At 35.4% G+C, this 12260-nt stretch carries 15 protein-coding genes; 5 read left to right on the top strand and 10 right to left on the bottom strand.

The annotated features are described in order from the left end of the window. Nucleotides 1-16: 16 nt before the first annotated feature. From hslV to sucC, 10 genes are all read right to left on the bottom strand, one after another. Nucleotides 17-544 carry an ATP-dependent protease subunit HslV gene (hslV, locus tag J3U14_RS03260; RefSeq protein WP_025316169.1) on the bottom strand — a complete coding sequence of 176 codons (528 nt, stop codon included), beginning with the start codon at nucleotides 542-544 and terminating at the stop codon, nucleotides 17-19. 170 nt (nucleotides 545-714) lie between these two features. Then, nucleotides 715-1728, bottom strand: coding sequence for a cell envelope integrity protein TolA (gene tolA / locus J3U14_RS03255; RefSeq protein WP_267349721.1), 1014 nt, complete (start codon nucleotides 1726-1728; stop codon nucleotides 715-717). 30 nt (nucleotides 1729-1758) lie between these two features. After that, nucleotides 1759-2178 (bottom strand): colicin uptake protein TolR, encoded by a 420-nt coding sequence (tolR, locus tag J3U14_RS03250; protein WP_267349722.1) that lies wholly within the window; start codon nucleotides 2176-2178, stop codon nucleotides 1759-1761. A 3-nt stretch (nucleotides 2179-2181) separates the two neighbouring features. After that, nucleotides 2182-2853, bottom strand: a complete 672-nt coding sequence (gene tolQ, locus J3U14_RS03245; RefSeq protein ID WP_218837365.1) for a protein TolQ — start codon at nucleotides 2851-2853, stop codon at nucleotides 2182-2184. Nucleotides 2854-2862: 9 nt separating this feature from the next. Further along, complete coding sequence (ybgC, locus tag J3U14_RS03240) at nucleotides 2863-3258, bottom strand: tol-pal system-associated acyl-CoA thioesterase (RefSeq protein ID WP_267349723.1); 396 nt, start codon at nucleotides 3256-3258, stop codon at nucleotides 2863-2865. Between the two features lie 180 nt (nucleotides 3259-3438). Beyond that, nucleotides 3439-3552 carry a cytochrome bd-I oxidase subunit CydX gene (gene cydX, locus J3U14_RS03235; RefSeq protein WP_065558768.1) on the bottom strand — a complete coding sequence of 38 codons (114 nt, stop codon included), beginning with the start codon at nucleotides 3550-3552 and terminating at the stop codon, nucleotides 3439-3441. A 9-nt stretch (nucleotides 3553-3561) separates the two neighbouring features. Further along, nucleotides 3562-4698 (bottom strand): cytochrome d ubiquinol oxidase subunit II, encoded by a 1137-nt coding sequence (gene cydB, locus J3U14_RS03230; protein ID WP_267349724.1) that lies wholly within the window; start codon nucleotides 4696-4698, stop codon nucleotides 3562-3564. A gap of 19 nt (nucleotides 4699-4717) precedes the next feature. Next, nucleotides 4718-6289, bottom strand: a complete 1572-nt coding sequence (locus J3U14_RS03225; protein ID WP_267349725.1) for a cytochrome ubiquinol oxidase subunit I — start codon at nucleotides 6287-6289, stop codon at nucleotides 4718-4720. Nucleotides 6290-6399: 110 nt separating this feature from the next. Beyond that, the gene (gene sucD / locus J3U14_RS03220) at nucleotides 6400-7266 is read right to left on the bottom strand and encodes a succinate--CoA ligase subunit alpha (protein WP_267349726.1); all 867 of its coding nucleotides are present in this window, start codon (nucleotides 7264-7266) and stop codon (nucleotides 6400-6402) included. Nucleotides 7267-7293: 27 nt separating this feature from the next. Beyond that, nucleotides 7294-8463, bottom strand: coding sequence for an ADP-forming succinate--CoA ligase subunit beta (gene sucC, locus J3U14_RS03215; protein WP_267349727.1), 1170 nt, complete (start codon nucleotides 8461-8463; stop codon nucleotides 7294-7296). Between the two features lie 179 nt (nucleotides 8464-8642). On the opposite strand from sucC, the gene fldA reads away from it, so the two are divergent. The 5 genes from fldA to cls all read left to right on the top strand — a co-directional run bounded on the left by fldA (nucleotide 8643) and on the right by cls (nucleotide 12257). After that, nucleotides 8643-9155 (top strand): flavodoxin FldA, encoded by a 513-nt coding sequence (fldA, locus tag J3U14_RS03210; protein WP_267349728.1) that lies wholly within the window; start codon nucleotides 8643-8645, stop codon nucleotides 9153-9155. A gap of 80 nt (nucleotides 9156-9235) precedes the next feature. Continuing rightward, complete coding sequence (gene fur / locus J3U14_RS03205) at nucleotides 9236-9694, top strand: ferric iron uptake transcriptional regulator (RefSeq protein WP_065558774.1); 459 nt, start codon at nucleotides 9236-9238, stop codon at nucleotides 9692-9694. A gap of 66 nt (nucleotides 9695-9760) precedes the next feature. Further along, complete coding sequence (locus J3U14_RS03200; protein ID WP_267349729.1) at nucleotides 9761-10306, top strand: septation protein A; 546 nt, start codon at nucleotides 9761-9763, stop codon at nucleotides 10304-10306. A gap of 23 nt (nucleotides 10307-10329) precedes the next feature. Then, nucleotides 10330-10788, top strand: coding sequence for an acyl-CoA thioester hydrolase YciA (gene yciA, locus J3U14_RS03195; RefSeq protein ID WP_267349730.1), 459 nt, complete (start codon nucleotides 10330-10332; stop codon nucleotides 10786-10788). A gap of 5 nt (nucleotides 10789-10793) precedes the next feature. Next, nucleotides 10794-12257 (top strand): cardiolipin synthase, encoded by a 1464-nt coding sequence (gene cls / locus J3U14_RS03190; protein WP_065558777.1) that lies wholly within the window; start codon nucleotides 10794-10796, stop codon nucleotides 12255-12257. Nucleotides 12258-12260 lie beyond the last annotated feature (3 nt).

The raw sequence follows: 12260 nt of genomic DNA, 5'->3' as shown, positions 1-12260 counted from the left end.
TCTTAAATCAGTTAAATTAATAATTAAGTTCTTCAATCGTTTGGAAATTATTGGTATACACACAAATATCGCCGGCAATCGATAATGATTTTTGTACAATATCATGTGCAGATAAAGAAGTATTATCCAGCAAAGCTCTTGCCGCAGCTTGAGCATAAGGTCCACCAGAACCAATTGCAATTAAATCATCTTCTGGTTGAATTACATCCCCTGTACCAGTAATAATTAGTGAAGCACTTTCATCAGCAACAGCAAGTAAAGCTTCTAATTTGCGTAACATTCTGTCTGTTCGCCAATCTTTAGCTAGTTCAACAGCGGCCTTCGTCAAATGACCTTGATGCATTTCTAATTTACGCTCAAATAATTCAAAAAGTGTAAAAGCATCAGCAGTACCACCAGCAAAACCTGCAATCACTTTGTTATTATAAAGACGACGAACTTTACGTGCATTTCCTTTCATAATAATACGTTCGCCTAGTGTGACTTGACCGTCTCCACCGATTACAACTTGCCCTTCTCGACGGACACTGACAATTGTTGTCATATTCTGCTCCTTCTCTTACATAAATATCTTAATTTGGAATGAATAGGTTATATATTGGGATGATAAATTGGTTTTCAACATCTTTTATACAAAGATGTTGTCAATTTATTGAATGAATGGATAATCGAGATTCACATCACATTGTAAAATCAATTGAAAATCCATATTTACTATGGTTCAAAGTTGATTATCATCTTTTTAACTTCAGGATAAAGTATTTGAGAAGGTTCCGGAATTACGGCTAACAATGTAGCAGCAACGGCTTCACGGCATAATGCATCATCGCCGCTCAACACTTTATGGTCCAACAATAGACCATCCGGTGCGATTTGAATTTGTAATTGGCAACGCTGTCCTACATAAAGTCGATTTGGATTAATAAATTTATTACTTATAGCGGTTTTAACTAAAAATTTATATTTATCTAATTCGCCGTTAGAAACACCCTTTCTTGTTGCTGGTGCGCTTGATCCACCTGTCGTAAGTTCACCTAATAGATCATTAACAGCTTTATCATTTGCTGCCTTTTGTTGCGCAGCTCGTTTAGCAGCTTCTTTTTTTTCGCGTGCCGCTTTTTCTTCAGCAGCTTTTTTTTCTGCTTCTTGCTTTTCTCGTGCTGCTTTTTCTGCAGCAGCTCTTTTTTCTGCTTCTAACTTTTCTCGTGCTGCTTTTTCTTCAGCTGCTCGCTTTTCAGCTTCTTGCTTTTCTCGTGCTGCTTTTTCTTCGGCGGCTCGCTTTTCAGCTTCTTGCTTTTCTCGTGCTGCTTTTTCCTCAGCGGCTCGCTTTTCAGCCTCTAGCTTTTCTTGTGCTGCTTTTTTCTCAGCTTCAAGCTGTTCTTGTTTAAGTTTTTCAGCAAGTTTTAAACGCTCTTTTTCTAAATCCTTTAAATACTGTTGCTGTTCCAGTTGCTTTTGCTGCAACAACTGATTCTGTTTTGTAATTTGCTCATCAACCTGTTGCCTTAATTGCTGTTGATTTTTTTGACTTTGTGATTGCCTTTTATATTGTTCAGATATAATAGATGGATCAACCATAATTGCATCAATCGATTGACCATTGACCGTACCGTAATTATCACTATCATCTTGTATAGCTTTATAACATAAAAAAATTATCAATAGCACATGAAACAGGATTGATAAAATTATGGCTAAACTGAATTTTGAATTTGATTTTTTAGACATTGCTGACATTTTAATGTGTTTTATTCTAGTTTACATTGGTTGTGTCATTAAACCAACAGATTTAACACCTGCAGATTGTAATAAGTTTAAAGCTTTTATAATTTCTTCATAAGGTACATTTTTAGCTCCACCGACTAAAAAAACCGCCTTTTCATTCAATGCTAATAACTGCTTAACTTCAGCAATGATCTGTTCTTGCTGTAAGCTTTCTTGTGGCACACCATCGATTCTGAGTGTATAAACCCCGACATCTGCCACTTCTAATATTATGGTTTTATTTTCAGAAGCTGAAACCGTCTTAGATTCGGTTGATTCAGGCAGATCGACTTCAACGCTTTGGCTAATAATGGGGGCTGTTGCCATAAAAATAAGTACCAATACTAACAGTACATCAAGCAATGGTACAATGTTAATCTCTGATTTAGTTGAAAAACGTGAACTTCTACGCATAGTTTATTTCCTGACAGCCACAGCTTGACGCTGTAAAATAGCTGAAAATTCATCAATAAAGTTGAGATAACTTTGCTCAATACGGCTGACTTTCAACGATAAACGATTAAATGCCATAACCGCTGGAATTGCAGCAAATAAACCAATTGCTGTTGCAATTAAAGCTTCAGCTATACCTGGCGCAACAAGTTTTAATGTCGCTTGTTTAGCTGCGCCAAGAGAAATGAAAGCATGCATGATTCCCCAAACGGTCCCAAATAACCCAATATAAGGACTAATAGAACCTACCGTACCTAAGAAAGGAATATGCTGTTCAAGATTATCAAGTTCTCGATTCATAGCAAGGCGCATAGAACGAGATGCACCGTCTAAAGCTGCCTCTGGCATATTTGGATTGATTTGATATAAACGGGTAAATTCTTTAAAACCTGAATAAAAAATATGTTCTGTACCTGTAATTTCATCTTTGTTGGATTTTGCTTTCTCAAATAAAACATTCAACTCGTCAGCTGCCCAAAAACGATTATCAAATTGTTCAATTTGCTTTTTGGCTTGCCTTAAAACCTTAGTTCTCTGAAAAATAATCGCCCATGACATAATTGAAAACATCAATAATAACAACATAACACATTGCACTAAAAGACCTGCTTGTAAGAACAGATTAACAATATTCAGATTTTCCACTTATATAAACTCCAAAACTAGTGACTTTGGAAGCCCACATGGCTTCATTTTAGTGATATCAACACAAGCAATAATAACATCAGCACTGCTAATCACTTGATTGTTCTCATTAATAATAGTTTGCTTAAAAATTATAGATGCCTTGCGAATTTGATCAACTTTACTATTAATAGTTAACAGGTCATCCAAACGAGCGGGGAAGTGATAGCTAATATCTATCTTTTTAACAACAAAAGCAATACTTTCTTGTAATAGCTTATGTTGACTGATTCCAAGTTGTCTTAGCAATTCTGTTCTCGCTCGCTCATAAAAAGCAAGATACCTGGCATGATATACGACACCACCAGCATCAGTATCTTCATAATAAACTCTGGCACTCCAATTAAATTCTTTCATATTTGTATTTACATATTTTAAAAGCAATATGTTTTATTATATCTAAATCTTAAATATGCTGCACTATGATATAGAATTACTCAAATGAAAACAATTATCATTTGTAACATATTAATGATTTAAATTATCGATGAATGAAAAAGGTGACGATTGTCACCTTTAAAAATATAGAGATGCTTATTAATTGTTATTTTTGGGTTCTTTTTCGCTGTTTGTTTGTTCAACCCAAAGTCCTGTAACAACGGCAAGCATACAAGCTGCAATAAGACCGATAAACCATAAAAAGTAATACATAATTATACCTTAATAAAGTGAATGTTTGTTATTTTCGATATGATTTTTATCAAGTCGTCCGAACATTTTAATATATGACCAAGTAGTATAGAAAAGGATAATGGGTAAAAATATCACTACTACAAAGAACATAATATTAAGTGTTAACTGGCTTGATGTTGAATCCCACATTGTTAAACTCGCATTAGGCATAATGCTTGATGGTATAATGAATGGGAACGTTGCTATGCCATAAGTTAATAACACACACGCAATAGTTAACGTTGATAAAATAAATGATAAAGCATTTTTATTTAACCCAGAACAAACAATGTTGAGTAAAGGTAAAACAACACCGAGTACAGGAACAATCCATAAAATTGGATAATTCATATAATTTCTAAGCCATGTTGATTCGGTGGATACCACTTTATTTAATGGCTGTGACGTGACACTATGATCTATCGTGCTGACCACTTCATAACCATGCATACCAAACATGACCCAAATACCCGCTAAAATAAATGTAATGACTAAAATTAAGCAAGATATTTGAGTTGCTTTTCGGGCTCTTAAATATAATTCACCAGAGGTCTTCATTTGCAACCAAGTGCCGCCATGAGCAACAAACAACATCAAACTCACCACACCGGTTAATAAAGCAAACGGATTAAGCAAACCAAAGAAGTTTCCATCATAGAAGACACGATAAGAATTATCAAATCTAAATGGAACGCCTTCTAATAAATTACCAAAAGCCACCCCAAAAACAAGAGCAGGAACAAAGCTACCAATAAAGATTGCAATATCCCATAAACCACGCCATTTTGAATTTTCAAGTTTACTGCGATAATCAAAGCCTATTGGTCTAAAAAATAATGCACATAGAACCAAAATCATTGCGATGTAAAAGCCCGAAAACGACACAGCATAAGCAAATGGCCATGCAGCAAAAATCCCAGCTCCAGCCGTAATTAGCCAAACCTGATTACCATCCCAATGAGGCGCAATAGCATTTATCATAATTCGGCGTTCAGTATCTGTTTTACCTATGAAAGGGAGTAAAATACCAACCCCCATATCAAAACCATCAGTGATAACAAAACCAATCAAGATAACACTAATTAGCAACCACCAAATAGCTCGTAGAATTTCGTAATCAATCATTGTGTTTACTCCCTTTGTCCTATTCTGTAGTTGGTTGCGTTTTTTCGTAATGATATTTGCCTGTCCCCAAAGAACTTGGTCCAAGACGTGCAAATTTAAACATTAAGAACATTTCAGCAACTAAGAACAGAGTATAAAGTCCACAAATTAGTATCATAGTAAATAATACTTCACCTGGAGTTAACGACGAATTAGCCACACCTGTTGGTAAAATATCTTGAATTGCCCATGGTTGTCGACCGTATTCAGCAACAAACCAACCACATTCACATGCTATCCATGGAAAAGGTAAGAACACTAATAATAAACGGTGAAGCCAACGTTTTTCACCAATTTTATTTTTATAAGTAGTCCATAATGCAAGACCAGTTCCTAAGATCATTAATACACCAAGACCAACCATGATTCTAAATGACCAGAATAGTGGCCAAACAGTAGGAATAGAATCTTCTGTGGCAGCTTTAATGTGCGCTTCCGTCGCTTCCGGAATCGTTAAATTATCTCGATCAGTAAAACGTTTGACTAAATAACCATAACCTAAATCAGCTTTGTTATTTTCAAACAATTTAAGCACCTCGGGATCTTGATTTCCTTGTTGGATTTTTTCAAGATTTGTATAAGCTAAAATACCGTTACGAATTCGCATTTCGTTAGTGGCTAAAATGTCTTTTAACCCTGTTACTTGCTTATCCAATGAACGTGTTGTCATAATGCCCATTGCATAAGGTATTTCAATCGCAAATAAATTTTCTTTATCTTTTTGAGAAGGAAAAGCAATAACATTAAATGATGCAGGGGCGGATTGAGTTTCCCATTCGGCTTCGATAGCAGCAAGTTTAGCTGGCTGAACGGTTGTCATTTCGTGACCGGCTTCATCCCCCATAATCGCGACAACAATAGATACAATGAAACCAAACATAGCTGCTACGGCAAAAGAGCGTTTAGCAAATTCGCTATCACGTTTTTTAAGTAAGTAATAAGAACTGATACTTAAGACAAAAATCGCACCTGTTAGATAACCCGCTGCGACAGTGTGCACAAATTTGTATTGTGCAACAGAGTTGGTGATCAGATCATAAAAACTCGCCATTTCCATGCGAGAGTTGATTGGATTGAAATCTGAACCGATTGGGAACTGCATCCAACCGTTAGCAACGAGAATCCATAGTGCAGAAAAATTCGACCCGAATGCAACGCACCATGTCACAAGAAGATGTTTACCGCGACTTAATCTATCCCAACCAAAAAAGAATAACCCTACCATTGTTGATTCTAGAAAAAAGGCCATTAACCCTTCTATTGCCAATGGTGCCCCAAAAATATCGCCGACGTAATGCGAATAATAAGACCAGTTAGTACCAAACTGAAATTCCATTGTTAAACCTGTTGCTACACCAACAGCGAAGTTAATAGCAAACAGTTTTCCCCAGAATTTAGTCATATCTTTCCAGACTTGCTTACCACTAACAACATATACCGTTTCCATAATTGCTAGCATAAACGCTAAACCTAGCGTTAATGGTACAAAAATAAAATGATACATTGCCGTGAGTGCAAACTGGAGACGCGATAGTTCTACTATATCTAACATAATTGCTCCCTGTTCCTTTAATATGCCCACAAAGTGTATAAAGATATATCGCAATATTGTACATCATTATTTAAAGAATAAAAATTGATTAATGTCAAAAAAAACACTGTTTAAACTGCTTTTTTTACCGCATTACCAATTTCAGCAAGACTACTAACTACAACTACACCAGCAGCAGTTAATGCTTTTACCTTTTCTTCAGCAGTGCCTTTATTACCCGAGATAATTGCTCCTGCATGCCCCATGCGTTTGCCGGCTGGTGCCGACATACCGGCAATATAGGCTATAACTGGTTTGCTAACATGTTTTTTAATGTATTCAGCAGCTTCTTCTTCCGCACTACCACCAATTTCGCCAATCATCACAATTGCTTTAGTCTTCGGATCTTGCTCAAGTAATGCTAAAATAGAAATAAAATCACTGCCTGGAATGGGATCACCACCAATACCAATACAAACAGATTGACCTAGTCCAATATCAGTAGTTTGTTTGACTGCTTCATAAGTCAAAGTCCCTGATCGAGACACAATACCGATATCACCAGCTAGATGAATATGCGCAGGCATAATGCCAATTTTACATTCATCAGGCACAATAATACCCGGACAATTAGGACCAATCATAATTGTATCACTCTGTTTTAGCTTTTCTTTGACAATAAGCATATCCAAAGTAGGAATACCTTCAGTGATACAAACAATTAATTTAATACCTGCTTCAATTGCTTCGAGTATCGAATCTTTACCAAATGCCGCAGGAACATAAATCACACTTGCCGTTGCCCCCGTCGCTTCAACAGCTTCTTTGACAGTATTAAAAACCGGCAATCCGAGATGAGTTGTTCCCCCTTTACCGGGTGTAACCCCACCAACCAATTGAGTTCCATATTCAATCGCTTGTTGTGAATGAAAGGTACCTTGGCTACCCGTAAATCCCTGACAAATGACTTTCGTTGCGTTATTGATTAAAATTGACATAATTATTGTTCCCCACTCTTCCTATTATTATGCGACCGCAACAATTTTTTGTGCAGCATCAGTCAAACTTTCGGCTGTAATAACATTTAATTGGCTTTCAATTAAAATTTCTCTGGCAAGCAGAGCATTATTACCTTCAAGACGAACAACAACAGGAACAGTTAGCCCAATTTCTTTAATAGCGCTGATAATACCATCGGCAATTAGATCACATCGAACAATACCACCAAAAATATTGACCAATATCGCTTTGACATTTTTATCTGATAAAATCAATTTGAACGCTTCAGCGACTCGCTCTTTGGTTGTACCGCCGCCTACATCGAGAAAATTGGCCGGTTTTCCACCATAAAGTTTGATCATATCCATGGTTGCCATTGCCAAACCTGCCCCATTAACCATACAACCGATATTGCCATCTAACGAAACATAACTAATCCCTTGTTTGGCGGCAATAGATTCACGTTTATCTTCTTGTGTGGTATCTCTTAAAATAGTTAAGTCAGGGTGTCTAAACATTGCGTTATCATCTAAAACGGCTTTAGCATCTAAGCAAACGAATTCATCGGCATCGGTAATAACCAAAGGATTGACTTCTGCTAATGACACATCATTTTTTAAGAAAAACTGCGCAAAATTAACAAATAGTTTGGCAAATTGGTTAATAAGTTTACCCGTTAACCCTAATTTAAAGGCAAGTTCTCTACCTTGAAAAGCACAAGGACCGGTTAAAGGATCAAGTGCAATTTTATGTATTAAATGTGGTGATTTTTCAGCGACACTTTCAATATCAACGCCGCCTTCAGTTGAAGCCATGATGACCACACGTTGAATACTACGATCTATTACTGCCCCTAAATAAAGTTCTTTCTGTATATTGGAAGCTTTTTCAATTAAGATTTGATTAACAAGTTGACCTTCTGATGTGGTTTGATAAGTGACAAGATGCTGACCTAGCCATTTTTCAGCAAAAAGTTTAATTTGATTAAGATCATTAGTACAAATTACACCACCAGCCTTTCCTCTGCCCCCTGCATGAACTTGACATTTAGCAACCCAAGCACCTGAATCAGACTTAGATGCTAATTCAGCTAAAGTATCTTGTACTTCATCCATTGAGTTACATACAAACCCTTCTGGTACGGGTAAGTTGTATTGCTTGAAAAGATATTTGGATTGATATTCATGCAAGTTCATAAACAAATTCCACAACTTAAGTTAATATTAAAAATAGCCTCAATTCTAATCCAAGATTAATCAATTGTGTAGTAAATAATATCTTATAGGTATTGTAATTGAGAATTATTGCTGATAATAAGTGACAATGATATACTCATTAGCTAAATTAATATCGTAATAATTGTAAAGGTAAAAAAATGAAACAAGTTGGTATTTTTTTTGGAAGTGATACAGGCAATACAGAAAATGTTGCCAAACAAATCCAACTCATTTTGGGTAACGATAAAGCCGATCTTTTAGATATTCGAGAAGCCACCAAAGAGCATATCGAACAATATGCTTACCTTATTTTCGGTATTCCAACTTGGTATTATGGTGATCCACAAGCAGATTGGGAAGACTTCTTTCCTAATTTAGAGCAAATCGATTTTAACGGAAAAACTGTTGCTATTTTTGGCTGCGGAGATCAAGAAGACTATTCAGAATTCTTCTGCAGTGCAATGGGAACAATACGCGATATTATCGAACCGAAAGGCGCCAAAATTGTTGGGCATTGGCCAACTGAAGGTTATAACTTTGAAGCATCTAAAGGTTTAGTTGATGATACACATTTTGTTGGTTTGGCAATTGACGAAGATCGTCAACCAGAATTAACAGAAGAACGCATTTCTACTTGGGTTGAACAAGTAAAAACAGAAATGAATATTTAATCTATTTTAATGATTTAATGTATTTTTCGTTCATCATATTTTATAATCATTAATTTATATCAACTATATTGGGATGTAATATGACAAATCATGATAGAGATAATAATGCAGCGCTGAAAAGTGCTGGTTTAAAAGTTACATTACCTCGTTTAAAAATTTTAGAGTTACTACGTGATCCTTCATGCCAACATATTACTGTAGAAGATCTCTATAAAAAACTTCTTGATATGGGAGAAGAAATTGGACTTGCAACAGTTTATCGAGTTTTAAACCAATTTGATGACGCAGGTATCGTAACCCGACACAATTTTGAGGGTGGTAAAGCCGTATTTGAACTTGCAACACAACAACATCATGATCATCTAATTTGTTTAGATTGTGGTGAAGTATTTGAATTTCGTGATGAAATTATTAATACCCGACAAAAAGAAATTGCAGAACAATATGGCGTAAAATTAACTTTCCATAGTTTGTATCTTTATGGTCATTGTGATTCCGGTAATTGCAAAAAACACCCAGAACTTCATACCAAAAAATGAGCCTATTTTATAGGCTTTTTTTACTTTTCAAATTATCGTAATTCTTCTGTTAGGTTAGTAATTATAATGAAACAGCTTTTAAACTTTGTCCCACTTGTTGTCTTTTTTGTCTTTTTGACAATGTATGATATTTTTGTTGGTGTTCAAGCATTAATGATTGCATCATGTGTATCACTTGTTATTGGAATGATTTTATACAAAAAAATTGATAAAGTAGAATTAATTTCCTTTTTGATGGTGATGATTTTTGGTGGTATTACGCTCGCCACAAAAGAAGCGATATTCATAAAATGGAAAGTAACAATTATTAATTTTTTATTTGCATCTGTTCTATTAATCAGTCAATCTATATTTAAGAAAAACTTAATTCAAAAAATGTTAGGCAAAGAGTTACAATTAGATGACATTATTTGGAATAAACTGAATTTAATATGGATAGTCTTTTTTATACTTTGTGGAACGTTCAGTTTGATTGCAACTTATTATATGTCTGATAACTTTTTTTGGAAATTTAAGGTTTTTATTTTACCCATTTTATCATTGTTATTATCTTTGATTTCAGGAATTTATATTTTCAAAAATATTGATAAAAAAGATCTAGAAAGTAAATAGCATATGCAGGAGCATCTTTAAATATGAGACAAAATATTGAAAGTCCTAAAGGACAATTAGTACTAAGAACACTTGCTATGCCTTCAGACACCAACCCACATGGACACATATTTGGTGGTTGGATCATGTCTCAAATGGATCTTGCAGGTGGTATTTTATCAAAAGAGATTGCTAAAAACAGAGTCGTAACTGTTAATGCCAGTAGCATTACTTTTCATAAACCCGCTATGGTTGGTGATGTAGTTTGCTGCTATGCTCGTTGTATAAAAACAGGAAGAACCTCAATGACAATTGCTATTGAAGTTTGGATCAAAAAATTAATTGATACTGATGATACAACACAGCGTTTTTGTATTACTGATGCGGTATTTACCTATGTGTCTGTCGATAAGCATAATAATCCAAAACCTTTACCAGAAATATTTCAAAACTTCGATTGCGACAAAGACCCGATTAGCAAATTAAATCTTAACAATAGTTGAGCAATATGCAATTATACTCATTCCATACTCTAATTAGTTCGTTGATCTTTCTAACTTATTGGTTGCTTATTGTAGCAACCTCATTGCGTATTGTTTTCAAACGCAGGCCGACAACCTACGTTATTGCATGGATGTTAATAATCTATATTTTACCAATTGTTGGAATCATACTCTACTTTGCCATAGGGGAAGCCCATTTAGGTCAACAACGTGTAAAACGTGCGCAACAAATGCGTCCTACAATTGCTAAATTTATTAATCGACTTGAAGATTTTCCTGATATTTTTACCCGTAATGTTAGTCAAGTCAGTAAACCGATTTTTCAACTTTGTAAGCACCAAACCGGCCTAGATGGTATTAATGGTAACCATATAGAGTTACTTAGCGAAACAGATGAGATATTCGATCGTTTAATCGATGATATCAATCATGCAACATCCAATATTGAAATGGTTTTTTATATCTGGAACGAAGGCGGTAGAGCGGATGATGTTGAGAATGCATTGATTGCCGCAACCAAACGAGGCGTAACCTGTCGTTTAATGGTTGATTCCGCAGGTAGTCGCCATTTTATCAGAACCAAAGCAAGTAAAAGAATGCGTGACGCAGGCATTACTATTATCGAAGCCTTAAAAGTAAATCTGTTACGTTTTATGTTCCGACGTCTTGACCTACGTCAACATCGCAAAGTTGCCATTATTGATAATTATATTTCTTATACTGGCAGTATGAATATCGTGGATCCTCGCTATTTTAAACAAAATAAACACATTGGCGAATGGGTAGATATCATGGTAAGAATGAATGGGCCAGTGACAACGTTAATGGGTGCAATTTATGCAAGTGATTGGGAGCTTGAAACGGGGAAATACTTAGCATTACCGCAAATTACTGAGTTTGCCGAACCGCCCGAAGAGAAAAAACACATAATGCAATTAATTGCTTCAGGGCCGGGTTATACTGAAAATATGATTCATCAAGTGCTGTTAACCGCAATATACTCAGCGCAAGAACAAATTATTTTTACTACCCCTTATTTAGTGCCTAGCGATGATATATTACACGCTGTTGTGACAGCTGCTCAGCGAGGTGTTGAAGTGATTATTATCGTTCCGAAAAAAAATGATTCACTTATGGTCAAATGGGCTAGTCGAGCATTTTTCTCTGAATTACTAGAAGGTGGTGTCAAACTTTATCAATTTAATGATAATTTATTACATACCAAAAGTGTGTTAATTGATAATCAACTTAGTTTAGTGGGTACCGTAAATTTAGACATGCGTAGTTTATGGCTCAATTTTGAAATCACTACAGTTATTGATGATGCTGAATTTGCTAAATCATTATCTCAGCTTTTACATAAATACTTATCTAACTCAGATATCGTAAATATCGATGAATGGAAAAAACGCCCAATTTGGCAACGTGTTATTGAACGACTTTTTTATTTTTTTGCGCCGTTGCTATAAAAA

Origin of the sequence: Gilliamella sp. B3801 (genome assembly GCF_026536645.1) — a bacterium.
Classification (GTDB): Bacteria; Pseudomonadota; Gammaproteobacteria; order Enterobacterales; family Orbaceae; genus Gilliamella; species Gilliamella apicola_I.
The sequence above is the reverse complement of the archived record's forward strand: the minus strand, read 5'-3'. Positions and strand labels throughout refer to the sequence as shown.

Bases quoted from the DNA above. Each gene is read 5' to 3' on its own strand.
- hslV (WP_025316169.1), bottom strand. From the start codon at position 544: ATGACAACAATTGTCAGTGTCCGTCGAGAAGGGCAAGTTGTAATCGGT.
- tolA (WP_267349721.1), bottom strand. From the start codon at position 1,728: ATGTCTAAAAAATCAAATTCAAAATTCAGTTTAGCCATAATTTTATCA.
- tolR (WP_267349722.1), bottom strand. From the start codon at position 2,178: ATGCGTAGAAGTTCACGTTTTTCAACTAAATCAGAGATTAACATTGTA.
- ybgC (WP_267349723.1), bottom strand. From the start codon at position 3,258: ATGAAAGAATTTAATTGGAGTGCCAGAGTTTATTATGAAGATACTGAT.
- cydX (WP_065558768.1), bottom strand. From the start codon at position 3,552: ATGTATTACTTTTTATGGTTTATCGGTCTTATTGCAGCTTGTATGCTT.
- cydB (WP_267349724.1), bottom strand. From the start codon at position 4,698: ATGATTGATTACGAAATTCTACGAGCTATTTGGTGGTTGCTAATTAGT.
- J3U14_RS03225 (WP_267349725.1), bottom strand. From the start codon at position 6,289: ATGTTAGATATAGTAGAACTATCGCGTCTCCAGTTTGCACTCACGGCA.
- sucD (WP_267349726.1), bottom strand. From the start codon at position 7,266: ATGTCAATTTTAATCAATAACGCAACGAAAGTCATTTGTCAGGGATTT.
- sucC (WP_267349727.1), bottom strand. From the start codon at position 8,463: ATGAACTTGCATGAATATCAATCCAAATATCTTTTCAAGCAATACAAC.
- fldA (WP_267349728.1), top strand. From the start codon at position 8,643: ATGAAACAAGTTGGTATTTTTTTTGGAAGTGATACAGGCAATACAGAA.
- fur (WP_065558774.1), top strand. From the start codon at position 9,236: ATGACAAATCATGATAGAGATAATAATGCAGCGCTGAAAAGTGCTGGT.
- J3U14_RS03200 (WP_267349729.1), top strand. From the start codon at position 9,761: ATGAAACAGCTTTTAAACTTTGTCCCACTTGTTGTCTTTTTTGTCTTT.
- yciA (WP_267349730.1), top strand. From the start codon at position 10,330: ATGAGACAAAATATTGAAAGTCCTAAAGGACAATTAGTACTAAGAACA.
- cls (WP_065558777.1), top strand. From the start codon at position 10,794: ATGCAATTATACTCATTCCATACTCTAATTAGTTCGTTGATCTTTCTA.